Origin of the sequence: Chelatococcus caeni, from assembly GCF_014196925.1 — a bacterium.
Classification (GTDB): Bacteria; Pseudomonadota; Alphaproteobacteria; order Rhizobiales; family Beijerinckiaceae; genus Chelatococcus_A; species Chelatococcus_A caeni.
Genome location: NZ_JACIEN010000003.1, coordinates 349488 through 373614 on the forward strand (window position 1 = coordinate 349488; position 24127 = coordinate 373614).

At 70.4% G+C, this 24127-nt stretch carries 20 protein-coding genes; 1 reads left to right on the forward strand and 19 read right to left on the reverse strand.

The window, feature by feature from the left end; genetic code table 11:
- Positions 1 to 10 precede the first annotated feature (10 nt).
- Positions 11 to 985, forward strand: coding sequence for a quinone oxidoreductase family protein (locus tag GGR16_RS14590; RefSeq protein ID WP_183317048.1), 975 nt, complete (start codon positions 11 to 13; stop codon positions 983 to 985).
- 46 nt (positions 986 to 1031) lie between these two features.
- Here GGR16_RS14590 and recN read toward each other — a convergent pair whose 3' ends face one another.
- From recN to mraZ, 19 genes are all read right to left on the reverse strand, one after another.
- Entirely contained in the window at positions 1032 to 2699 is a 1668-nt protein-coding gene (gene recN / locus GGR16_RS14595) for a DNA repair protein RecN (protein ID WP_183317049.1), read from the reverse strand.
- A 16-nt stretch (positions 2700 to 2715) separates the two neighbouring features.
- Positions 2716 to 3582, reverse strand: a complete 867-nt coding sequence (locus GGR16_RS14600; protein WP_050996525.1) for an outer membrane protein assembly factor BamD — start codon at positions 3580 to 3582, stop codon at positions 2716 to 2718.
- 221 nt (positions 3583 to 3803) lie between these two features.
- Positions 3804 to 4751 carry a UDP-3-O-acyl-N-acetylglucosamine deacetylase gene (gene lpxC, locus GGR16_RS14605; protein ID WP_183317050.1) on the reverse strand — a complete coding sequence of 316 codons (948 nt, stop codon included), beginning with the start codon at positions 4749 to 4751 and terminating at the stop codon, positions 3804 to 3806.
- Positions 4752 to 5036: 285 nt separating this feature from the next.
- Positions 5037 to 6896: a cell division protein FtsZ gene (gene ftsZ / locus GGR16_RS14610; protein ID WP_183317051.1), complete on the reverse strand. Its 1860-nt coding sequence runs from the start codon at positions 6894 to 6896 to the stop codon at positions 5037 to 5039.
- Between the two features lie 90 nt (positions 6897 to 6986).
- Positions 6987 to 8324 carry a cell division protein FtsA gene (gene ftsA, locus GGR16_RS14615; RefSeq protein ID WP_019403401.1) on the reverse strand — a complete coding sequence of 446 codons (1338 nt, stop codon included), beginning with the start codon at positions 8322 to 8324 and terminating at the stop codon, positions 6987 to 6989.
- Entirely contained in the window at positions 8321 to 9223 is a 903-nt protein-coding gene (locus GGR16_RS14620; protein WP_019403402.1) for a cell division protein FtsQ/DivIB, read from the reverse strand. Before GGR16_RS14620 ends, ftsA begins: the two co-directional genes overlap by 4 nt.
- 41 nt (positions 9224 to 9264) lie before the next feature.
- Positions 9265 to 10188 carry a D-alanine--D-alanine ligase gene (locus tag GGR16_RS14625; RefSeq protein WP_019403403.1) on the reverse strand — a complete coding sequence of 308 codons (924 nt, stop codon included), beginning with the start codon at positions 10186 to 10188 and terminating at the stop codon, positions 9265 to 9267.
- 74 nt (positions 10189 to 10262) lie between these two features.
- Positions 10263 to 11180, reverse strand: coding sequence for a UDP-N-acetylmuramate dehydrogenase (gene murB, locus GGR16_RS14630; RefSeq protein ID WP_183317052.1), 918 nt, complete (start codon positions 11178 to 11180; stop codon positions 10263 to 10265).
- Between the two features lie 40 nt (positions 11181 to 11220).
- The gene (murC, locus tag GGR16_RS14635) at positions 11221 to 12627 is read right to left on the reverse strand and encodes a UDP-N-acetylmuramate--L-alanine ligase (protein WP_183317053.1); all 1407 of its coding nucleotides are present in this window, start codon (positions 12625 to 12627) and stop codon (positions 11221 to 11223) included.
- A complete protein-coding gene (gene murG / locus GGR16_RS14640) occupies positions 12624 to 13760 on the reverse strand; it encodes an undecaprenyldiphospho-muramoylpentapeptide beta-N-acetylglucosaminyltransferase (RefSeq protein ID WP_019403406.1) in 1137 nt (378 codons plus the stop codon). The genes murC and murG overlap by 4 nt, the downstream gene beginning before the upstream one ends.
- Positions 13757 to 14905, reverse strand: a complete 1149-nt coding sequence (locus GGR16_RS14645) for an FtsW/RodA/SpoVE family cell cycle protein (protein WP_183317054.1) — start codon at positions 14903 to 14905, stop codon at positions 13757 to 13759. Before GGR16_RS14645 ends, murG begins: the two co-directional genes overlap by 4 nt.
- A gap of 3 nt (positions 14906 to 14908) precedes the next feature.
- Positions 14909 to 16324, reverse strand: coding sequence for a UDP-N-acetylmuramoyl-L-alanine--D-glutamate ligase (gene murD, locus GGR16_RS14650; RefSeq protein ID WP_183317055.1), 1416 nt, complete (start codon positions 16322 to 16324; stop codon positions 14909 to 14911).
- A 4-nt stretch (positions 16325 to 16328) separates the two neighbouring features.
- Positions 16329 to 17435, reverse strand: coding sequence for a phospho-N-acetylmuramoyl-pentapeptide-transferase (mraY, locus tag GGR16_RS14655; protein ID WP_019403409.1), 1107 nt, complete (start codon positions 17433 to 17435; stop codon positions 16329 to 16331).
- Between the two features lie 17 nt (positions 17436 to 17452).
- A complete protein-coding gene (locus tag GGR16_RS14660) occupies positions 17453 to 18886 on the reverse strand; it encodes a UDP-N-acetylmuramoylalanyl-D-glutamyl-2,6-diaminopimelate--D-alanyl-D-alanine ligase (protein ID WP_183317056.1) in 1434 nt (477 codons plus the stop codon).
- A complete protein-coding gene (locus tag GGR16_RS14665) occupies positions 18883 to 20361 on the reverse strand; it encodes a UDP-N-acetylmuramoyl-L-alanyl-D-glutamate--2,6-diaminopimelate ligase (RefSeq protein ID WP_183317057.1) in 1479 nt (492 codons plus the stop codon). The genes GGR16_RS14660 and GGR16_RS14665 overlap by 4 nt, the downstream gene beginning before the upstream one ends.
- On the reverse strand, positions 20358 to 22139 hold the full coding sequence (locus tag GGR16_RS14670) for a peptidoglycan D,D-transpeptidase FtsI family protein (protein ID WP_183317058.1): 1782 nt from the start codon (positions 22137 to 22139) through the stop codon (positions 20358 to 20360). The genes GGR16_RS14665 and GGR16_RS14670 overlap by 4 nt, the downstream gene beginning before the upstream one ends.
- Positions 22139 to 22531: a cell division protein FtsL gene (gene ftsL, locus GGR16_RS14675; protein ID WP_019403413.1), complete on the reverse strand. Its 393-nt coding sequence runs from the start codon at positions 22529 to 22531 to the stop codon at positions 22139 to 22141. The genes GGR16_RS14670 and ftsL overlap by 1 nt, the downstream gene beginning before the upstream one ends.
- The gene (gene rsmH, locus GGR16_RS14680) at positions 22528 to 23568 is read right to left on the reverse strand and encodes a 16S rRNA (cytosine(1402)-N(4))-methyltransferase RsmH (protein ID WP_425486576.1); all 1041 of its coding nucleotides are present in this window, start codon (positions 23566 to 23568) and stop codon (positions 22528 to 22530) included. Before rsmH ends, ftsL begins: the two co-directional genes overlap by 4 nt.
- On the reverse strand, positions 23568 to 24074 hold the full coding sequence (gene mraZ / locus GGR16_RS14685; RefSeq protein ID WP_019403415.1) for a division/cell wall cluster transcriptional repressor MraZ: 507 nt from the start codon (positions 24072 to 24074) through the stop codon (positions 23568 to 23570). The genes rsmH and mraZ overlap by 1 nt, the downstream gene beginning before the upstream one ends.
- Positions 24075 to 24127: the final 53 nt, after the last annotated feature.

Consider the following 24127-nt stretch of genomic DNA (forward strand, 5'->3'; position numbering starts at 1 on the left):
AGACAGAACGATGCAAGCGATCCGTGTCCACCGCCACGGCGGGCCTGAGGTGCTCACCCGTGAGGAAGTCGATATCGGCCTGCCGGGCCCCGGCGAGGTGCGCGTGCGCAACCGCGCCGTCGGCCTCAACTTCACCGACGTCTACTACCGCTCCGGCGCCTATCCCCCGCCCGCGCTGCCGTTCACGCCGGGCAATGAGGGCGCCGGCGAGGTGGTCGCCGTCGGCGAGGGTGTCGGCGAATTCACCCCCGGCGACCGCGTCGCCTATTACGTCGACACGCCGCGCGCCTATGCCGAGGAGAGCATCGTGCCGGCGCGCCTCCTCGTGCACCTGCCCGAGGCGATCGGCTACGAGACGGGCGCGGCGATGATGCTGAAGGGCCTGACGGCGCAATATCTGCTGCGCCGTACCGTCCGCGTCGCGCCCGGCGATACGGTGCTCGTCCATGCCGCGGCTGGCGGCGTCGGGCTCATCCTCGGCCAATGGGCGAAGCATCTCGGCGCGACGGTCATCGGCACCGCCGGCTCGCCGGAGAAGGCGGAACTCGCGCGGGCCAACGGCTGCGACCACGTCATCGACTACCGCCGCGAGGATTTCGCGGCCCGCGTCAGGGAGATCACCGACGGCCGCGGTTGCGACGTCGTCTACGACGGCATCGGCCAGGCGACCTTTCCCCTGTCGCTCGACTGCCTGCGGCGCTTCGGCACCTTCGTCAGCTTCGGCGCCGTCTCGGGGCCGATCGAGCCCTTCGACATCATGCTCCTGGCGCGGAAGGGTTCGCTCTTCACCACCTGGCCGCTGCTGCCGGACCATCTCGCGACGCGGGAGGACGTGCTCGCCATGAGCCGGGAGCTGTTCGAGGTGGTGGCGAGCGGCGTGGTCACGATCCCGGTCCACGCCCGTCTGCCCCTGAGCGAGGCCGCAGAGGCCCATCGCCGGCTCGAATCCCGGCAGACGACCGGCGCCACGGTGCTGCTGCCTTAACCTTGCGGGAGGGATTGGAGCGGCTGCGCGCCTGGCCTTCAGGCGCTCAGCTTTCCGTCTCCAGCAGCCGCGCCGCGGCGGCGCGCGCCTCGTCCGTGATGGTTGCCCCGGCGAGCATGCGGGCGATCTCCTCCTGGCGCATGCGCTCGGCGAGCGGCGTCACGCGCGTCGCCACCTTGTCGGCGGTCGCCGCTTCCTTGGCGATGAGGAGATGGTTGGCGGCGCGCGCGGCGACCTGCGGGGCGTGGGTGACGGCGACGACCTGCACCCGCGCCGCGAGGCGCTTCAGGCGCTGGCCGATGGCATCGGCCACGGCGCCGCCGACACCTGTGTCGATCTCGTCGAAGATCAGCGTCGGCGCCGAGCCCTTGTCCGCCAGCACCACCTTGAGCGCCAGCATGAAGCGCGACAGCTCGCCGCCGGACGCGACCTTCATCAGCGGGCCCGGCCGCGTGCCGGGATTGGTCTGCACCCAGAACTCCAGCCGGTCGAAGCCTTCCGCCGCCTCGATGCTGTCGTCGGTGTCGATGCGGGCGATGAAGCGCGCCCGCTCCAGCTTGAGCGGCGGCAATTCCGCATTGACGGCCGCTTCGAGCAGGGCCGCCGCCTGCGCGCGCCCGGCGCTGAGGCGCGCCGCCGCCGCGCGATAGACGGCGCTCGCCTCATCGACCGCCGCAGTGAGCCGGCCGAGCTCCGCCTCGCCGGCATCGATGGCGGCGAGATCGGCCAGGAAGCGCTGGCGCAGGGGCGCGAGGTCGTCCGCCGGCACGTCGTATTTGCGTGCCGCGGCCCGCAAGGCGAACAGCCGCTCCTCCACCCGCTCCAGCTCGCGCGGATCGAAGGCGGCCGCACGCAGCGCCTCCTCCAGCGCGGCCCGCGCATCGTCGAGCGCGACGAGGGCCGCATCGAGGGCTGCGACGCTCGGCTCGACGAGGCTCGGCGCCTGTTGCGTGCGCCGCTCCAGCCGGCGCACGGCGGCGGAGAGGACCGGCACGGGCGAGGCATTGCCGGCAACGGCATCAAAGGCCTCGTTGAGGTCGCTCGCCACCTTCTCCGCCTGCATCATGAGCTGGCGCCGCTCGGCGAGAGCCTCCTCCTCGCCGGCTTCCGGATTGAGCGCCTCGAGCTCCTCGGCCGCATGGCGCAGGAAATCGGCCTCCTTGCGCGCGGTCTCGACGCGGGCGCGGTGGCGCACGAGCGCCGCCCGCGCCTCGCGCAGGCGCGCATGGGCCGCTTCGACCGCCGCAGCCTCGGGCTGCAATTCGCCGAAGACATCGAGAATGGCGCGGTGGGTGGCCGCGTCGACAAGCGCCCGGTCGTCGTGCTGGCCGTGGATCTCGACGAGCGCGGCGCCGATCGCCCTCAGCGCCTGGACGCTGACCGGCTGGTCGTTGACGAAGGCGCGCGTGCGCCCGTCCGCATGCTGGACCCGGCGCAGGATGAGCGCGCCGTCCTCGGCGATGTCGAAGCCGCGTGCCGCCTGCCAGGCGGGATGCTCGCCCGGCACCTCGAAGACGGCGGTGACCTGCCCCTGCGCCTCGCCGTGGCGCACGAGGCCGCCGTCGCCGCGCCCGCCAAGGGCGAGCGCGAAGGCGTCGAGCAGGATGGACTTGCCGGCACCGGTCTCGCCGGTGAGGACGCTGAGGCCGCGATCGAAGGCGAGATCGAGCCTGTCGATCAGGACGATGTCGCGGATGGCGAGCTGGACGAGCATGCCGTCCGCGCCGCGATCAGCCGCCGAGCCCCACGGAACGCGTGAAGCCGCGGAAAGCCCGGCTGATCCACGAGCCCGTGTCCTCGCGCGGCTCATGCCCGCCGCTCTGCAGCAGCTTGTACGCGTCCTTGTACCAGGGGCTGTCGGGGAAGTTGTGGCCGAGCACGGCCGCCGCGGTCTGCGCCTCGCTGACGACGCCGAGGGCGAGATAGGCCTCCGTCAGGCGTTCCAGCGCCTCCTCCACGTGGCGCGTCGTCTGGTACTTGCTGACGACGTCGCGGAAACGATTGATGGCGCCGGTGTAGTTGCGCCGCTGCAGGTAATAGCGGCCGACCTCCATCTCCTTGCCGGCCAGCTGGTCGCGAACCACCTGCAGCTTGAACTTGCCGTCCTCGGCATATTCGGAGCGGGGATAGCGCTCGACGAGCTCCTGGAAGGCCTCGAGCGCCTTTTCCGTGCGCTCCTGGTCGCGCGTCACGTCCGGCACTTCGCGGTAGTAGGACATGGCGAGCAGATACTGCGCGTAGGCCGCATCCTCGCCATTGGGATAGAGCGTCAGGTAGCGCCGGGCGTCGTTGACCGATTCGCTGAACTCCCCGCCCTCGTAGGAGGCGTAGGTCTTCATGATCAGCGCCTTGCGCGCCCATTCGCTGCGCGGATAGGTCTTGTCGATCTGGTCGAACTTCTTCGAGGCGTCCGGATACTCGCTCTTGGCGAGCAGGCCGAGGCCTTCGTTGTAGAGGTTCGCGGCCGGCACGTCCGGGACGAGCTCGGGCTTGTACTTGTCGTCCTTCTCGAAGGGATTGAGCGAGGAGAGCGTGTCGCACGCCGTCAGAGAAAGGCCCAGCGCCGCGCATGCGAGCAGCCTGCCGATATTCGGCATCAGCGCGCCGGTCCGGGCGGTCTTGGACGAAAATGCAGAGCGCATTACCTCACCTTCCTCCACTGCGGCCCCACGGCCACGGCTCACCATCGCTCGACGGTTGGGCTGTTTAACCCAAAGCCACCGCTTCCGCCAAGGTCTGGAAAAGCATTGCGAGCCGATTTCGACGGCGGCAACCTGCGAGGCTGAAAACGGCGTTTCGATGGCGCCGCAAGCGGACGTCAGTGGATGTCGGGCGCGTAGGCCGGCACGGCGATGCCGCCCGCGATCTCCGCATGGCCCTGCTCGCGCCGGGGCTCGCCCTCGACGATCGCGTAGTTCGCGCGGTCCGAGAACAGGGCGTCGAGAACCATGAAGTTCAGCCGGTGCCCGCCGCAATAGGAGTGATAGTTGCCGATCAGCGGCAGGCCGGAGAGGGCGAGGTCGCCGATCGCGTCGAGCAGCTTGTGGCGCACGAACTCGTCGGGATGGCGCAGGCCCTCCTCGTTGAGGATGCGGTCCTCGCCGAGCGCCACCGTGTTGTCGAGGGAGGCGCCGAGGGCAAAGCCCGCCTTCCACAGCCGCTCCACGTCGCGCATGAAGCCGAAGGTGCGGGCATTGGCGATCTCGCGCCGGTAGACCGTCGCCGACAGGTCGACGATCTTGCGCTGGCGGCCGATCAGCGGCGTGTCGAAATCGATCTCGACATCGAGGCGGAAGCCCTTGTCGCGCGGCTTGAGCTCGGCGAAGGCCTTGCCCTGCTGCACGCGCACCGAACGCAGTACCTTCACGTAGCGGCGCGCCGCCGACTGGGAGGCGAGGCCGACGCGGTCGAAGGCCTCGACGAAGAGGGCGGCGCTGCCGTCGAGAATCGGGATCTCCGGACCATCGACCTCGATCAGCGCATTGTCGATGCCGAGGCCGGCGAGCGCCGACATGAGATGCTCGATGGTGGCGACCGCGCCCGAGTCGCTTTCGCCGATGACGGTGCAGAGCTCCGTCGCGCTCACGGCGATGTGGCGCGCCTCGATCAGCCGCTCGCGGCCGTTGGTGAGCCCGGTCCGCAGGAAGACGATGCCGTGGTTGACGTCCGCAGGATGAACGGTGAGCCGCACCGGCTTGCCGGAATGAACGCCGTTGCCCGTCAGGGTCACGGTATCACGAAGCGTCGTCTGCCCGTTGGCTTTCATTCTTTTCGGTCCCGTCGCCCGGAGCGGGCGGATGTACTCAAGACAGTGCAAGGCTTGCGACTCTTGCCGAGGCACGTGATTCGCGACATCGACGTTTCGAATCCCGCGCGAGTTGCGTGGAACATAGTCGCGCCGCCAAAAGCGACCAAATCACGCTTTCTTACTGTCTGTTACACTGATCGTCGGGCCCTCACGATACATGTAAACCTTTGAAAAATATTAACGAAAGAAAACCCCGGGAGCTCGCGCCCCCGGGGTCGGATCATGGCCTCGAGAAGGCGGCGCTCAGTTGGCCTGACGGCGCAGGAAGGCCGGGATCTCGAGCTGGTCGTCGTCGATCGTCCGGTTCGGCGCGGGGGCGCGGCCGTGCGGGTCGAGCGCGCCCTGTGCCGGCCGGTAGCCCTGCGCCTGCGGGCGCTTGGCATATTCGGCGTGCACCGGCGAGGGAGCCGGCTGCGGCGCCTGCTGGCGCACCGGCTGCGGCGCGGGCGCCGGGGCGGCCGGCTGGTGGTCGTCGCGGCGGCCGAGGCCGACCGAGGCGATGCGCTGCAGCAGGGACATGCGCTTGTGGTCGGCGCCGTGGTCCTGATGCTCCGGCCGCGCGGCGCGGATCTGGTTCTGCACCGGCAGCGGCAGCTCGTCGACGCGCGGCATGCGCGTCGGGCGCACCACGGCCCGCTCGGGCTGCGGCGGGATGAAATGCTCCTGCATCTCATGCGGCGCCGGCTCGTGCATGACCGGGGCCGGAGCCGGGGCCATCGCCGCCGCCATGGCAGCGCGCGGCGCGGCGGCCGGCGCGATCATGACGTCGTGCCGCACGTGTTCCGCACGCGGCATCTCCTGGCGAACGGGCGCAGCGACGGGAGCCGCAACCGGGGCAGCGACCGGCGCCGGCGCCGGCTCGGCGACCGGCTGGACGAACTCGGCGGCCGGAGCCTGCGGAGCCGGCATCGGCTCCACCGGCGCCGCCACGGGAGCCGGGGCAGCGACCGGCGCGGGAGCCGGCATCGGCTCGGGCGCGACCGGCGCGGCGGCGACGCGCGGCGCCGTCTCGATGGCCACGGGGCGCGGCGCCACGGCCGGATGCGTCGCCCGCTGGCGCGCCTCCGAGCGCAGACGCTCGGCGACCTCGGCGATGCGCTGCTCCGTCAGCGACAGGTCCTGCGCGTTGTGAATCAGCTCCTGGTCAATGCCGGTGGCGACGACCGAGACGCGGATCGTGCCCTCGAGGCTCTCGTCGAAGGTGGCGCCGAGGATGATGTTGGCCTCGGAATCGACCTCCTCGCGGATGCGCGTCGCGGCTTCGTCCACCTCGTAGAGCGTCAGGTCCGGGCCGCCCGTGATGGAGATGAGCAGGCCGCGTGCCCCCTTCATCGACACGTCGTCGAGGAGCGGGTTGGCGATGGCGGCCTCGGCCGCCGTGATGGCGCGGCCGTCGCCGGAGGCTTCGCCCGTGCCCATCATCGCCTTGCCCATGCCCCGCATTATTGCACGCACGTCGGCGAAATCGAGGTTGATGAGGCCTTCCTTCACCATGAGGTCGGTGATGCAGGCGACACCCGAGTAGAGCACCTGGTCCGCCATGGCGAAGGCATCGGCGAAGGTGGTCTTCTCGTTGGCGACGCGGAAGAGGTTCTGGTTGGGGATGACGATCAGCGTGTCGACGGCCTGCTGCAACTCGCCAATGCCGGCTTCCGCCACCCGCATGCGGCGCTGGCCCTCGAAGTGGAAGGGCTTGGTCACGACGCCGACGGTCAGGATGCCCATGTCGCGCGCGGCGCGGGCGATGACGGGAGCCGCCCCGGTGCCGGTGCCGCCGCCCATGCCGGCGGTGATGAACACCATGTGCGCACCCGACAGCTGATCGCGGATCTCGTCGATCACCTCCTCGGCGGCCGCGCGGCCCACCTCCGGCTGCGAGCCGGCGCCGAGGCCTTCCGTCACCTGCAGACCCATCTGCACGATGCGCTGGGCGCGGGCGCTGGTGAGCGCCTGGGCATCGGTGTTCGCGCAGACGAACTCGACGCCCATCAGCCCCGACTCGATCATGTTGTTGACGGCGTTGCCGCCGGCGCCGCCGACGCCGAACACCGTGATGTGGGGCTTCAGTTCCCGGATGTCCGGGGCTTGCAGATTGATCGCCATGGTCGTGGCCTCTTCTTCTCAAACGGCGCCCGGCTGCGCGCCCCTCTCACTCCGGTTCCAGACTGTCGCGGCCGCCGCGCCGCTCCAATCTCAGAAGCTCTCCCTGAACCATCGTCCCATTCGGGACAGGTAACCATCCGTGCCTGTCGCGAGCATGGTCCGGGCCGCCTTGGGCTCGAAATGCTCGATATGGGCGACCTGCGGGTAGACCAGCAGACCGACCGCCGCCGCAAAGGCGGGTCCCTTCGCGGCTTCCGGCAGCCCCTTGATGCCGAGCGGCCGGCCGATGCGCACCTGGGCCGAGCCTTTCGGACCGGCCAGGATGCGCCTGGCGACTTCCGGCAGGCCCGTCAACTGCGAGGCCCCGCCGGTCAGGATGACGCGCCGCCCGTCGGCCGGGGCGAAGCCCGCGGCCTTCAGCCGGTCGCGCACCAGCTCCAGGATTTCTTCGACACGCGGGCGGATGATCCGCACCAGATGCGACTTCGGCATGTGGTTCGGCACGTCCCGCTCGCTCTCGTCGACGAGCGGCACCGCGATGATCTCGCGCTCGTCCGACGCGGAGGGGAGCGCGCCGCCGTAGAGCGTCTTGAGGCGCTCGGCCGCGGCGAGGTGCGTCGACAGGCCCCGCGCCACGTCCATGGTGACATGATGGCCGCCGACGGCGACCGCGTCGGCATGGACGAGATGGCCGGCGAAGAAGGCGCCGAAGCTCGTCGTGCCGCCGCCGAGGTCGATGACGAGCCCGCCCATCTCCGCCTCGTCGTCGACGAGCGTGGCGATGCCCGCCGCATAGGGGCTCGCTACGATCGCCTCGACGTCGAGATGGCAGCGCTCGACGGCCAGCATCAGGTTGCGCGCGGCGGAAGCTTCGCTCGTCACGACGCTGAGGTCGACGCCGAGGTTCTCGCCGATCATGCCGACCGGGTCGAGCACGCCCTTCTGCCCATCGAGCGCATAGCCCGTTGGCAGGGCGTGCAGCACGACGCGGCCCGGCTTCAGGCTGTGGGCGCTCGCGGCATCGAGCACGCGATGCACGTCCGCGCTCGTCACCGTGCCGCGGGTCGCGACATTGGCGGCGAAGCTCTGGGCGGCGAGCCGCCCGCCGGTCAGGTTCACGATGACCGACTGCACCTCGACCTTGGCCATCCGCTCGGCCGCATCGACGGCCTGGCGGATCGCCTGTTCGGCCGCCTCGAGATCGACGACGATGCCGCCCTTGAGGCCGAGCGAGCGCTGGTGGCCGATGCCGAGCACGCGCACCTGGTGCGTGCGGCGGCGCAGCACGTCGCTGTCGCTCGCCGGCAGCAGCTGGGCGATGAGGCAGACCACCTTGCTGGTGCCGACGTCGAGCACCGACAGGAGGGTGCTCTTGCGGGCGGACAGCGGCTTCAGGCGCGGCGTCAGGCCATTGCGCAAGGAGCTCATATGTCCGCCTCCTTGCCGCTCGCGGGCTTCTTCTTCGCCGCCTCGGCGCGGGCGGCCGCGGCCTCGACGCCGAGCCGCATCACCACCCTGTCGGACAGGCGCATGTCGATGACGAGAATGTCCCGCTCCAGGATGCGGTCGCTCTCCTCGAGCTCCGCCAGCCGGGCGACCGCCGCCGTCGGGTTCGCCTCGGGCAGGCGCACCTCGAGGCCGTTGTCGAGGATGAGGTTCCAGCGCCGGCCGGCGATGAGCGAGCCCGCCCTGATTCGCTCGCGCAGGGAGCCTGCGGCGTCCAGGAGTTCGAGATAGTCGGCCGAGTGCACGTTGGCGCGGTCGCCGACGACGAGCGGCAGGCGCGTGTAGCGCGCATCGTTCAGGAAATCGATGACCGTCCCGTCGGCGGCGACGACGAAGACCTCGCCGTTGCGCTGCCAGAGCGCGAAGGGCTCCCGCTCGGTGATCGTGATGGCGAGTTCGTTCGGATAGAGCTTGCGCACCGACGCCTCGCGGATCATCGGCACAGCCTCGAGGTTCTGCCGCACCGCCGCGGGATCGATGAACAGCACCGAACTGTTCGGCGAAATGCCGCCCGCGGCGAGGATTTCCGCCGGCCTGAGCTCGGCGAGGCCGGAGATGACGACCTGCCTGATGCCGAAGCCGAAGGCGCGGGCGACGGCGTCGCTCAGGGTGCCGTTCTCGGCCCTGAACCGGTCGACGTGCCCGCCGGCGAAGGCGCCGTAGAGACCGATGCCCGCGAAAAGAGCGATGGTGAGCGCGCTGCCGAGGCCGCGCGGCAGCCGACGGCGGCCGCCGACGCGCACGTAGCCGCGCCGGCGCAATGCCCGGAACAGCCGCAGGCGTGGCCATTCCGGCGCGGCGAACAGCGCGCCGGCGGGCATGGCCGCAGCGGCCGAGATCGCCCCGCGGGGGCTTCTCGTTCCTACCGGTCGCAGGAGGCGTCCTCCACCATCCATCGCATTAGCTCGCCGAATGAATACCCCGCATGCGCGGCTAGTTCGGGCACCAAGCTGGTCTCGGTCATGCCGGGCTGCGTGTTGACCTCGAGGCAGACGAGCTTGCCAGATCCCTCTGGCCGGTCGTCGTACCGGAAGTCGGCGCGGGAGACGCCACGACAGCCGAGTGCTTGATGCGCCGTTAACGCCAACTCTTCGATCTGTTGGTAAATTTTTGGTTTAATTTTTGCCGGGAGGATGTGGATCGAGCCACCTTTCGCATATTTTGCATCATAGTCGTAAAAGACGCCGGCCGCCGGCCGGATGTCTATGACACCCAAGGCTTTGCCGCCCATCACGGCGCAGGTGAGTTCGCGCCCGGCGACATATTCCTCGGCGAGCAGCCAGTCGGTGTGCGGCCAGTCGGGCCGCGTTAACTCTTGCGGCGGATGCGAGCGCTCCTCGCGCACGATGATGACGCCGACCGACGAGCCCTCGTTGACCGGCTTCAGCACGTAGGGCGGCGGCAGCACATGGCGCTCGGCCGCCTCGCGCCGGTGCACCACGACGCCGTGCGCCACCGGCACGCCGGCGGCCGCCATCACGAGCTTCGCCTTGGCCTTGTCCATGGCGAGCGCCGAGGCCAGCACGCCGGAATGGGTGTAGGGCAGGCGCATGATCTCGAGGATGCCCTGGATGGTGCCGTCCTCCCCCGGGCTGCCGTGCAGGGCGTTGAAGACGACGTCAGGCCTCAGCCGGTCGAGCACGGCGGCGATGTCGCGGCCCACGTCGATGCGCGTCACGCGGTAGCCCTCCCCCTCGAGCGCATCGGCGCAGGCCTTGCCCGAGTTGAGGGACACTTCGCGCTCGGCGGACAGGCCGCCCATCAGCACCGCAACGTGTTTGGTCATGTTCCCGCATCCTTATCCAACGAGGTGCGGCACCGGCTCGCCAACGGAGCGCCGGGCCGCGGGCCGGCGCAGCGTCAGGCCACGCCCACCCGCTTGATCTCCCACGCGAGCATCACGCCGGAGTGCGCCTGCACACGCCGGCGCACTTCCTCGCCGAGGTTCTCGATCTCTGTTGCCGTGGCGCCACCGAGATTGACGAGGAAGTTGCAGTGCATCTCCGACACCTGCGCCTGGCCGATCCTGAGTCCGCGGCAGCCGGCGGCGTCGACCAGCTGCCACGCCTTCGCCCCGTCCGGGTTCTTGAAGGTGGAGCCGCCGGTGCGTGTGTTCACCGGCTGGGTCGCGGCCCGCGCCTCGGTGATCTCGTTCATCCGGGCGAGGATTGCCGCCGGATCGCCGGGCCGCCCCTCGAATAGCGCCTCGACGAAGACGAGGTCCTCCGGCACGCCGGCGTGGCGATAGGAGAACTGCATGTCCGCGCAGGAGAGCACGTGGCGCCGGCCCCTGCGGTCGAGCGCCCGCGCCGCGACGAGCACGTCCTTGACCTCTCCGCCATAGGCGCCGCCGTTCATGCGCAGGGCCCCGCCGACGGCGCCGGGGATGCCGCGCAGGAAAGCGAGCCCGTCGATGCCGGCCTCGGCAGCGGCGCGCGCCACCTTGACGTCCGGTGCGCCGGCCCCTGCCCGCACACGGCTGCCCTCCTCCACGCTCACCTCGGCGAAGGCCTTGCCGAGGCGCAGGACGACGCCCGGCACGCCGCCGTCGCGCACGAGGAGGTTCGAGCCAAGGCCGATGACGGTGAGCGGCACCCCCTCCGGCAGGTTGGCGAGAAAGAGCGCCAGATCGTCCTCGTCCGCCGGCGTGAACAGCACCTGCGCCGGCCCGCCGGTGCGGAACCAGCTGAGCGGCGCAAGCGGCGCATTGGCCACGAACGCACCGCGCAGGCCCGGCATCGCGGCGGCAAGCTCGGCAGTGATGTCGGGAAAGCTCATGGCCTCGCCTCGTGCGGGTCGTGGACGGGGCGCTCCCGCATCACCCCTCCCCCGCCTCGAGCTCGCCGGGCAGGGCATAGGCCCAGTTGGTGATGGTCCCGGCGCCGAGGCACACGACATAGTCGCCGGGCCGGGCGAGGCGGCGCACGATGGAGGCGAGCGCCTGCGGCCCGTCGAGGGCGATCGCCTGGCGGTGGCCGCGGGCCTTGAGGCCGGCGATGAGATCGTCGCGCTCGGCGCCCGCGATCGGCTGCTCTCCCGCGGCATAGACCGGGGCGACGATGACGGCGTCGGCATCGTTGAAGCAGGTGCAGAAGTCGTTGAACAGGGCCTTGAGCCGCGTATAGCGATGCGGCTGCATCACCGCGATCACCTGCCCCTTCGTCGAGGCGCGGGCGGCGCGCAGGACGGCGGCGATCTCGACCGGGTGGTGGCCGTAATCGTCGAAAATGGTGACGCCGTTCCACTCGCCAGTGCGGGTGAAGCGCCGCTTGACGCCGCCGAAGCCGGCGAGCGCCTTGCGGATCGCCTCGGCGCTCATGCCGAGCTCGTGCGCGACGGCGATCGCCGCCGTGGCGTTGAGCGCGTTGTGGTGGCCGGGCATGGGCATGACGAGATCCGGAATCACCGTCTCGGCGCTCGTCTTGCGGTCGCGGATCAACACCTTGAAGCGGCTCTTGCCGCCGTTGAGGTCGATGTCGATGAGGCGCACGTCCGCCTGCGGATTCTCGCCATAGGTGATGACGCGCCGGTCCTCGATCTGGCCGACGAGGTCCTGCACCGTCGGATGGTCGATACACATCACCGCGAAGCCGTAGAACGGCAGGTTCTCGACGAAGGAGCGGAAGGCCGCCTTGATGGCGTCGAAGGTCTTGAAATGGTCGAGGTGCTCGGGGTCGATGTTGGTGACGATCGCTACATCCGCCGGCAGCTTGAGGAAGGTGCCGTCGGATTCGTCCGCCTCCACCACCATCCAGTCGCCGGCCCCGAGGCGGGCGTTGGTGCCATAGGCGTTGATGATGCCGCCGTTGATGACGGTGGGGTCGAAGCTGCCGGCATCGAGCAGCGTCGCGACGATCGAGGTCGTCGTCGTCTTGCCGTGCGTGCCGGCGATCGCGACGCAGGTCTTGAGCCGCATCAGCTCGGCCAGCATCTCGGCCCGGCGCACCACCGGCAGGCGCTTTTCGCGCGCGGCGGCGAGCTCCGGATTGTCGCGCTTGATGGCGGTGGACACGACGACGACCTCGGCATCGCCGAGGTTCTCGGCCGCATGGCCGACGGACACGGAAGCCCCCTTCTCGCGCAGGCGCTTCACATTGGCGTTGTCGCTCGCATCCGAGCCCTGCACCGTGTAGCCGAGGTTGAGGAGCACCTCGGCGATGCCCGACATGCCGATGCCGCCGATGCCGATGAAGTGGATGGGGCCGAGCTCGCGCGGCAGCTTCATGTCGTCGTCTCCGTTTGCGAGGCTTCTTCTTGGGCGAGTTTGCCGATGCGTATGACGAGCGCGGCGAGACGCTCCGCCGCGTCGACGATGCCCGCGCTCTTGGCTGCTTCGGCCGCCTGCGTCAATGCCTCGGGTGCATCGAGGCGCGCTTCGATCTCCGCCGCGAGGCGGGCGGGCGTGAATTCGCCCTGCGCAATGACGCTGGCCGCGCCGATGGCCCCGAGGCTCGCGGCATTGGCCGCCTGGTCCTGGTCGAGCGCGCCCGGCAGCGGCACGAGGATGGACGGGCGGCCGATGACGGAAAGCTCGGCCACTGTGGAGGCGCCGGCGCGCGAGACCACGAGATGCGCCGCGGCCATGCGGCGCGGCAGGTCGTTGAAGAAGGGCTCGATCTCGCAGGAGACGCCGAGGCGCGCATAGATGCCGCGCACCCGCTCCAGATCCTCCGGCCGGGCCTGCTGGACGATGTGGAGGCGCGCGCGCGCCGCTTCGCCGAGTTGCTCGACCGCAACCGGCACCACGTCGCTCATCACCCGCGCGCCCTGGCTGCCGCCGAAGACGAGGAGCGACAGGCGCTCGCCGGCCGCAAGCGGCCGGAAGGGCACGGCCGCGGCCTCGATGACGCTGGGGCGCACCGGGTTGCCGGTATGCGTCGTCTTGGCGCGCGCCGCCTCGCTCAGGCCCTTCACAGCGGCGAAGCCGGTGGCGATGGCCGTGACGCGGCCCATGAGGAAGCGGTTGGCGCGGCCGACGACGGCGTTCTGCTCGTGGATGACGCTCGGCACCATCGCCATGGTGGCAGCGAGCACCGGCGGCACCGTCGGATAGCCGCCGAAGCCGACGACGACGGCCGGCCGGCGCTCGCGCATCAGGCGGCGCGCCCGCCAGACGCCCCGCGCCAGCGTGACGAAGGACTGCACGGCGGCGAAGGGCGAGCGCCGCGACGGCGTTGCCGAAGGGATGACGAAACGCTCGCTGGCCGGGAAATGATGGGCATAGGCGGCCGCACGCTCGTCGGTCGCGAGCGCCACCGCGACGCCGCGCCGGCCGAGCGCCGCCGCCAGCGCCTCGGCCGGGAAGAGATGGCCGCCAGTGCCGCCGGCGGCGAGGAGGACGAAGCGCTCCTTGCTCATCGCGCCTCGCCCCAGCGCCGTGGCCCGGCGTCGTAGATCTCGGCCCGCGGCCTGCGGCGCGTCAGGGCGATGAGGAAGCCCATGCCGATGGCGAGCGAGAAGAGCGAGGAGCCGCCATAGGAGATGAAGGGCAGCGTCATGCCCTTGGCCGGCAGGAGGTGCACGTTCACCATCATGTTGATGGAGGCCTGGATGCCGAAGAGCGTCGCAAGCCCCGTCACCGCGAGGCGGCAGAAAGGATCGTCGTTGCGCTGGGCGAGAATGAGGCTGCGGATGACGATGAAGGCGAACAGCAGCACGATGGCGATGCACACGACGATGCCGAATTCCTCCGCCGTGGCGGCGAAGATGAAGTCGGTATGCGCGTCGGGCAGGATGCGCTTGACCGTGCCCTCGCCCGGTCCCTTGCCCAGCCAGCCGCCCTGCGCGAAGGATTCCATCGCCATGTCCACCTGGAACGTGTCGCCGACATCGTCGTTGAGGAAGCGCTCGATGCGGCCGCGCACGTGCGGGATGAACTCATAGGCCGCGACGAGCCCGGCAAGGCCCATGCCGCCGATGCCGGCCACCCAGAAGATGTGCAGCCCCGCCGCGAAGAACACCGCCGCCCACACCAGCGTCACGAGCATGGTCTGGCCGATGTCCGGCTGCAGGATGAGCGGCACGATGGTCGCGGGCAGGAGCAGGATGGCGAAGATCGTTCCCGGCATGTCGCGGCGGCGCCCGCCTTCCGCGAAGAGCCAGGCGATGAGGACGACGAAGGTCGGCTTGACGAATTCCGACGGTTGCACGGTGATGCCGGCGAGCGAGATCCAGCGGCGCGAGCCCTTGACCTCCGGGCCGACGTAGAGCGCCGCGACGATGAGCGCCATGCCGACGATGAAGACGAGGAGCGCCATGCGCCTCACCTGGCGCGGCGTCAGCAGCGACGTCCCGATGAGCAGGAGAATGGCCGGCAGCAGATAGAAGACCTGCCGGTTGATGAAATGGAAGGTCGGCAGCCCGAGCCGCTCGGCAACCGGCGGTGCACCGCCCATGAGGAAGACGATGCCCGCCACCATGAGCACGCCGAGCGCACCGAGGGTGAAGCGGTCGACCGTCCACCACCAGTCGGCGAGCACCGTCCGTTCTGCGCGCGACACCATGGCTCACTCCTTCGCGAAAGGCACGAGGCCGGGCAGGGCCAGGACGAGATTGCGGAACCGGTCGCCGCGTATCTCGAAATTGCGGAACTGGTCATAGGACGCACAGGCCGGCGACAGCAGGACCACCGGCTCGGCCTCCGCCGAGGCGGCCGCATCTTCCGCCGCCCGTGCCACGGCGACATCGAGCGTGCCGCAGCGCTCATAAGGCACCCGCCCGTCGAGCGTCGCGGCGAAATCATCGCTCGCCGCGCCGATCAGATAGCCCTTGGCGATGCGCGGGAAGAGCGGCGCGAGCGGCGTGATGCCGCCCTCCTTCGCCTTGCCTCCGGCGATCCAGTGGATGCCGCCGTCGAAGGCGGAAAGCGCCTTCTCCGCCGCATCGGCATTGGTCGCCTTGGAATCGTTGACGAACAGCACCTTGCCGGCCCGCCCGACCTGCTCCATGCGGTGGGCGAGGCCGGGGAAGCGCGCAAGGCCCGCGCGGATGACGCCGAGGTCGATCCCCGTCGCCATCGCGGCGGCGGCCGCCGCCGCCGCGTTCTGGGCATTGTGCGCCCCGCGCAGGGAGCCGATGCCGGCAAGGTCGATGCACGCCGCGACGGCGATGGCATCGTCGGGGCCCGCCGCCCGCAGCGTCAGGCGATGCGGCTCCCAGGACCAGCCTTCCTCGAGCATGCGCTCCACCGAGATGGTCTCGAGCGGCCGCCCGAGCGCGACGCGCCGGCCGGCGATGGCGCGGCAGAAGTCGTCGTCCACGCTGATCACGGCGAGCCCGGAGCCGGCGACGAGCCGCTCCTTGATGGCGGCGTAGTTCGCCATCGTGCCGTGCCGGTCGAGATGGTCGGGCGTAATGTTGAGGAGAATGCCGACGCTCGGCGCGAGCGAGGGCGCAAGGTCGATCTGGAAGGACGAGCACTCGACGACATAGGCGCGGCCGGCCGCGAAAGGCTCCAGCGCCAGCACCGGCGTGCCGATGTTGCCGCCCGTCTGCACGTCGAGCCCGCCGACCTTGAGGAGATGGGCGACGAGCGCCGTCGTCGTCGACTTGCCGTTGGTGCCGGTGACGGCGATGAACGGCGCCTCGGGCATGAGCCTCGCCCGCTCACGGCAGAAGAGCTCGACGTCGCCGATGATCTCGACGCCGGCCGCCCGCGCGAGCGGCACCGTCCAGTGCGGCTCGGGATGGGTCAGCGGCACGCCCGGCGAGAGCACGAGCGCGGCGACGCCGTCCCAGGCGATGTCGCGCAGGTCCTCGACGGCGATGCCCCTCGCGGCCGCGGTGACGCGCGCCATCTCCCCGTCGTCGTAGGCGACGACATCAGCCCCGCCCGCCACCAGCGCCTCGGCCGTGGCGAGCCCCGAGCCGCCGAGCCCGAAGAGCGCGACCCGCCTGCCGGCGAAGGAGGTGACGGGGATCATGGTCTCACCTCAGCTTCAGGGTCGACAGGCCGATGAGCGCGAGCACCACCGATATGATCCAGAAGCGGATCACCACCTGCGGCTCCGTCCAGCCGAGCTGCTCGAAGTGATGGTGGATCGGCGCCATCTTGAAGACGCGCTTGCCGGTGAGCTTGAAGGAGGCGACCTGGATGATGACCGACAGCGCCTCCACGACGAAGAGGCCGCCGACGATGGCGAGCACGATCTCGTGCTTGGTCGCGACCGCGATGGTGCCGATGAGGCCGCCGAGGGCGAGCGAGCCGGTGTCGCCCATGAAGATCTGCGCCGGCGGGGCGTTGAACCACAGAAAACCGATGCCCGCGCCCATGACGGCGCCGCAGATGACGGCGAGCTCGCCCGTGCCCGGCACGAAATTGATCTGCAGGTAGTTGGAGAAGATGGCGTTGCCGACGAGATAGGCGATGAAACCGAAGGTCGCGGCCGCGATCATCACCGGCACGATGGCGAGGCCGTCGAGCCCGTCGGTCAGGTTCACCGCATTGCCCGCGGCGACGATGACGAAGACGCCGAAGGCGATGAAGAACCAGCCGAGGTCGAGGAGCAGGTCCTTGAAGAAGGGGATGGCGACCGAGGTGGCGAGGAGATCGCGCGTCGGCGGCAGGTCCGCCCGCGCCACGAGGACGATGGCGATGCAGGCGATGCCGGCGATCAGCGCCTCGATGGCGAGGCGCGAACGGCCGGAAAAGCCCTTGTGGGACTGCTTGGTGACCTTGAGATAGTCGTCGTAGAAGCCGATGGCCCCGAAGCCGAGCGTCACCAGAAGCACGACCCACACGTAGGGATTGGCGAGATTGGCCCACAGCAGGGTCGAGACGACGAGCCCGGACAGGATCATCAGCCCGCCCATGGTGGGCGTGCCCTTCTTCGTCAGCAGGTGCGACTGCGGCCCGTCCTCGCGGATCGGCTGGCCCTTGCCCTGCTTGATGCGCAGGGCCGCGATGATGGCCGGGCCGAACATGAAGACGAAGAACAGCGCCGTCGCCGTCGCGGCGCCCGTGCGGAAGGTGATGTACCGGAAGACGTTGAGCCCCGGGATGATGTCGCTGAATTCGGCGAGCCAGACGAACATGCTCTTGTCTTCTCCGCTTACATGTCCGCTTCGGCACGCGCCGCTTCACGGGGGTAGCGATCCTTGAGGGTGGCGACGATGCGCGAGACGTACGTGCTCTTGGAGCCCTTGACCATGACGACGTCGCCGCCGCGCAGCGCGCCGACGAGTTCCGGCTCGAGCTCCGCAGGTGTCTGCGCATAGCGCCCGCGCATCTCCTGCGGAAGGGCCTGCCACAGGTTTTTCATCAGCGGACCGCAGGCGAAGACCAGATTGACGCCGCTTTGCGCCACGAACTCGCCGAGCGCGCGGTGCAGCGCCGGCCCGTCCGGCCCGAGCTCCAGCATGTCGGCGAGAACCGCGATGCGCCGGCCGCGCAGCCCCACGTCCGCCTCGGCGAGCGTGTCGACCGCCGCCCGCATGGAGGCGGGATTGGCGTTGAAGCTCTCGTCGACGAGCGTGATCGTGCCGCCCGGCCCCTTCATCGACGTGCGCTCGCCGCGCCCGATGATCGGCTGGAGCTCGCCGAGGCCGAGCCCGGCAAGGGCGATGTCGGCCCCGAGCGCCTTGACCGCCGCCATGACGGCGAGGCTGTTGAGCGCGACGTGCCGGCCGGGGCTGCCGAGCCGGTAGGCGATGGCCTCGCCGAAGACCCGGGCCTCGACGATCGTCATGTCGGACTTGAGAAGGATGCGCTCGGCCCGCACGTCCGCCCCCTCCTGCTCGCCGAAGGAGACGATGCGGCCGGCGGGAGAGGCCGCCGCATGCAGCTTCAGCCGCTCGAAATGGGGATTGTCGCGGTTGATGATGGCCGTGCCGCCCGGCTCGATGCCGGAGAAGATCTCGCCCTTGGCATCGGCGATCGCTTCGACCGAGGGGAAGAATTCGAGATGCACGGGCCCGACGGTGGTGATGATGGCGACGTGCGGGCGCACCTGCGCCACGAGCGCGGCGATCTCGCCGGGCGCGTTCATGCCGATCTCGAAGATGCCGTAGGCGCTGTCGCGCGGCATGCGCATCAGCGTCAGCGGCACGCCCCAGTGGTTGTTGTAGGAGGCGACGGCCGCATGCGTCCTGCCCTGCTTGCCGAGGGCGAGGCGCAGCGCCTCCTTGGTGCCGGTCTTGCCGACCGATCCCGTGACGGCGACGACCTGCGCCTTCGTGCGTGCGCGCGCGGCGCGCGCAGCCGCGCCCATGGCCGCAAGCACGTCGGGCACCACCAGCAGCGGCCCGAGGTGCGACAGGGCATCGAAATGCGCCTCGTCGACGAGCGCCGCTGCCGCACCCTTGGCGAGCGCATCGGCGACGAATTCATGCCCGTCGCGGCTGCCGGCGAGCGCGCAGAAGAGATCGCCCGGCGCGAGCGTGCGCGTGTCGATCGACACGCCGGTAATGGTGTCGGGCAGGCCGCCGTGCGCCCGGGCGCCGAGCGCGCCGAGGATTTCGAGGCCTGTCCAGAGGGCGTCGTTCATCGTTCAAGGTCCGCAACGGCCGCGAGCACGGCCTCGTGATCGGAAAACGGTATGGTCGTTGACCCGACGATCTGGCCCGTTTCATGACCTTTTCCGGCGACGACGAGAACATCCCCAGGTCCGAGCTCGGCAACCGCCGTGCGGATCGCCTCGGCGCGGTCGCCGATCTCGCGCGCATCGGGGGCCGCGGCAAGGATGGCGGCGCGGATCGTCGCGGGGTCCTCGGAGCGTGGATTGTCGTCGGTGACGATGACGACGTCGGCCTTCTCGCTGGCGATGGCGCCCATCATCGGCCGCTTGCCCGGATCGCGGTCGCCGCCCGCGCCGACGATGACGAAGAGCCGCCCGGTGGCATAGGGCCGCAGCGCATCGAGCACATGGGCGAGCGCATCGGGCTTGTGCGCATAGTCGACGACGACGAGCGCGCCGTTGACCTCGGCCACCCGCTCGAGGCGCCCCTTGACGCCGGCAATGCCGGCAAGCCCGTGGACGATGTCCTCCATCACGCAGCCGGCCGCGAGCGCGAGCCCGGCCGCGACGACGGCGTTCGCCGCCTGGAAGTCGCCGGCGAGCGGCAGCAGCACCTCGTGGAAATGGCCTTCATGCGCCAGCTTGAGGCGCTGCGAAAAGCCCTCGCGCGCAACGTCGGCGATGGCGATGTCGCGGCCGGCCCGGCCGACGCTGATGACATCGAGCCCCCGCGCCTCGGCAATCGCCTCGATCCGCGCGGCCTCCGGCGCGTCGGCATTGACGACGGCGATCGCGCCTTCGGGCAGGAGGCGCTCGAAGAGCCGGAGCTTGGCCGTGAGATAGGCCTCGACGGTCGGGTGATAGTCGAGGTGGTCGCGGCCGAGATTGGTGAAGGCGGCAGCCGCGAGGCGCACGCCGTCGAGCCGCCGCTGGTCGAGCCCGTGCGAGGACGCCTCCATGGCAAGGTGCGTCACGCCCTCGCCGGCGAGGCGGTCAAGCGTCTGGTGCAGGGCGATCGGATCCGGCGTGGTCAGCGAGCCGTAGTGGGCACCCGACGGCGCGACCACGCCGATGGTGCCGAGGCTCGCCGCCTCGTGGCCGCAGGCCGCGAAGAGCTGGCGCGCGAATTCGGCGACGGAGCTCTTGCCGCTCGTGCCCGTGACGGCGACGATCGTGCCGGGCTGGCGGGGAAAGACCCGCGCTGCGGCCAGCGCCAGCGCCCGGCGGGCGTCGATGACGGAGCCGAAGATCACCTCCCGCGGAAAGTCCTCGGGCCGGCCTCCCTCCGCCACCACGGCGGCGGCGCCGCGCGCCAGCGCATCCGCGATATAGCGCCGGCCGTCCTCGCGCGCGCCCGCGAGCGCGACGAAGACGTCGCCCGGCTGCACCTTGCGCGAATCGAAGGCAACGCCGCGCACGCGCACGGGTGCATGGAGCGTTCCGGCGAAGGCATCGGGCAGGATGTCGCCCAGTGCAAAACCGTCGGTGCGTGCAGCGTCCGTCATTGGATGCCCCAGGCGCCGGCCTGCGCCATGGCCGGGAATGGCCGGTACGGCTTCTCGAACCGCGGCGGCAGGCCGAGCAGCGGCGCGACGCGCTCGATCACCTTGCCGGTCGTCACGCCGGCATTCCAGGCGGCCGTGGAATAGCCGTAGGTCTCCGGCAGGCCCTGCGGCTCGTCGTACAGCACCACGAAAAGATACTTCGGGTCGTCCGCCGGCGCGATGGCCATGAAGGTGGTGAAGTTCTTGTTGCGGTCGTAGCGGCCGTTGATGACCTTCTCGGCGGTGCCGGTCTTGCCGCCGATGTAGTAGCCGCGCACCGCCGCCTTGCGGGCCGAGCCACGCTCGGCGTTGAGGCGCATGATGTAGCGCATGGCCTCGCTCGTCTTCGGGCTCACCACCTGGCGGGCGCCCGCAAGCGCCTCCTCCTCGTCCCGCTTGAGGAAGGTCGGGGTGATGAAATGACCGCCGTTGATCAGCGCCGCCGTGCCCGCCGCGGCCTGGATCGGCGCCACCGCGAGGCCGTGGCCGTAGGAAATGGTGATGGTGTTGAGCTCGCCCCAGCGCGGGGGAAGGATCGGCTCCGCGCTCTCCGGCAGCTCCGTGCGCAGGCGGTCGAGCTGGCCGAACTTCCTGAGCGTCGCCTTGTGACCCTCGACGCCGACCGTCAGGGCCATCTTGGCCGTGCCGATGTTGGACGAGTGGATGAAGATCTCCGGCACGCTGAGGATGCGGTTCTGGCCGTGATAGTCGCGGATCGTGAAGCGGCCGTAGCGCATGACGCCGCGGGCGTCGAAGGTGGAGTTGATGTTGACCTTGCCGGAATCGAGCGCCATCGCCGTGGTGATGGCCTTGAAGGTCGAGCCCATCTCGTAGACGCCGACATTGATGCGGTTGATCCGGTCGGGATCGAGCGCCTCGACGGGGTTGTTCGGGTCGAAATCCGGCAGGGAGGCGAGCGCGACGACCTCGCCCGTCTTCACGTCGAGGATGAGCCCGGCGGTGGCCTTGGCCTTGAATTTCTCCATGCCCTTGACGAGCTCGTCGCGCAGCGCGTGCGTCGCGCGCAGGTCGATCGAGAGCTTGATGGGCTCGAGGTCGGTCGCCTGGGTCGCGAAACCCGCCCCCGCCAGCGCCCGCAGGCCGAGGCCGTCGATATATTTCTCGATGCCGGCGATGCCCTCGTTGTCGACATTGGCGAAGCCGAGCACGTGCGAGGCGATGGGCCCGTTCGGATAGACGCGCTTGTTCTCCGTGAGGAAGCCGACGCCGGGGATGCCGAGGCGGTGCACCTCGACCTGCTGGCGCGGCGTGATCTCGCGCTTGACCCAGACGAAGCCGCGCCGGGTGCCGAGCTTCTCGCGCAGCTCGCGGGCGTTGAGGTCGGGCAGCACCGCCGTCAGCAGCTCGGTCGCCTCGTCCTTGTCGATGATGTTGCGCGGCTCGGCATAGACCGACACGGTCTTCACGTCGGTCGCGAGCAGGATGCCGTTGCGGTCGACGATGTCCGGCCGGGCGATGGAAATCTCGGCCGAGGCGCGGCGCAGGTCGCCCGGCGCATCGGGCGCCACCGCCAGCAGGACGAGGCGGCCGGTGATGACGACGAACAGGCCGGCGAAGGCGAGGGTCACGACGCCGACCCGCGCCTGCGACTTCTCGACCCTCAGGCTGAAGACACCCGCGAGGAAACGGCGCAGGCGCGCCGCCCGTGTCTCGGTGGCGGCCTTCTGACTGGGTTTCTGCTGCGGGGCGGTCGGATCCGTGTCGTGCATGGCATCCATCACCGGCTGGAGGTCGAGGGCGTGCGTGCGTCGGCATCGCCGGCGCCGGGGGTCGCGGTCGGCGCCGAGAGGCCGAGGTCTTCGAGCTTGCGCCCGATGGCGTCGACCTGCGCCTTGCGCTCCGGCACATCCTGCAGGCGCACGATCTGCTGCACCTGGAGCGGCTGCAGGTCGAGATGGCTGGCGGCGAGCGCCTGCACGCGGTCCGGCCGGCTGAGCAGCTGCCACTCGGCCCGCATCACGGCGATCGCGTCCTTCTCGCGCTGCACCTGGGCCTTGAGCTTGGCCACCTGCTCCGACAGGTAGATCGTGTCGTACTTGATCGAATAGGCGTAGCCCGCCGAGGCGACGAGCGCGCCGATGGCGGCGATGTGCAGAAACCGGACAATCATCGCCCGCCCCTCCGTTTCGGCGCCGGCAGGCTCGCGAGCAGCGCGAGCGCCTCGTCCTCGCCCTGCGGCGGCGCCTCCGTCCGCTCGCCGGCGCGCAGCTTGGCCGACCGGGCGCGCGGGTTCGCCGCCACCTCCGCCGCCCCGGGCGCGACGGCGCCGCGCGCAACGAGCGTGAAGGACGGCTCCGGCCCGGCGAGCCCCGGCACGTGCCGCGAGCCGCCGCCGGCGCGGCCGCTGCGCCGCGCCAGGAACTGCTTGACGATGCGGTCTTCCAGCGAATGGAAGGTGACGACGACGAGCCGGCCGCCCGGCTTCAGGATGCGCTCGGCCGCGACGAGCGCCCGCACCAGTTCGCCGAGCTCGTCGTTGACGGCGATCCTGAGCGCCTGGAACGTCCGCGTCGCCGGGTGCGGGCCATGGGGATCCGCCCTGACGACGCCGGCGACGAGTTCCGCGAGCCGACGCGTCGTCTCGATGGGGGCGCTTTTGCGCGCCGCGACGATGGCGCGCGCCACGGCGCGGGAGCGCCGCTCCTCGCCGTAGTGATAGATGATGTCGGCGAGCACCTGCTCGTCCGCCGTGTTGACGAGGTCCGCCGCGCTCTCGCCGCTCTGCTCCATGCGCATGTCGAGAGGGCCGTCGAAGCGGAAGGAGAAGCCCCGCCCGGCCTCGTCGAGCTGCATGGAGGAGACGCCGATGTCGAGGACGACGCCGTCGGCCGGCGCAAAGCCCGCGTCCTCCGCCAGCACGTCGAGATCGCCGAAGCGGCCATGGGCGAGCACCAGCCGCCCGCCGCTCGCCGCCACGAGATCGGCCCCGCCGGCAATGGCGTCGGGATCACGGTCGATGCCGAGCACGCGAAGATCGGGCGCCGCCGCAAGGATGGCGCGCGTATAGCCGCCCGCCCCGAAGGTGCCGTCGACATAGGCGCCGCCGCCGCGCGGCGAAAGATGCGCCAGCACCTCCCCCAGGAGCACGGGAACGTGACGGGCCGGTCCGCCAGCGGCGTCGGCCGAGCCGTCGCCGCGGCCCGTCATCATTCCCGTGCTCCGGGAGGCATGCCGCCCGGCCTCGATGCGAGAGGCGTGGCCAACCCCCTCGCCGCGCCGAGCGACTTCTTGAGATCCCGGACCTTGGCGCGCGCCTCCTCGAGATGCGCACGGAAGCGCTCCGGCTCCCAAAGCTGAAACTTGTGCCCATGGCCCACGAAGGTGACCGTATCGGCCAGACCCGCATGCTCCCTGAGCGTGTCGGTGAGGATCACGCGCCCCTCCGGATCGACCTTGAGCACCTCGCTGGTGCCCAAGAGTGCGGTCGAGAGATGATCGCGCTCCTCCGAATAGGGCGAAAGCGTCGACAGAAGCCCGTCGATCTCCGCCAGCAATGCGTTGCCGCCCGCATCGAGCGCCGGCGCATCGAGCGCCGGATGAACGTAGAGCCCCTCGAAACCGTCCCGCGCCAGCACGGCCCGGAACGACGCGGGGATCGACACACGCCCCTTCGCGTCCACCCGGTTCGTGAAGTTGGACACGAAGCGGTCCATGGCCCCCTGCCCTTGCGGCACCGTTCGCTTCCACCGGAGCCGCGGCCGCACCG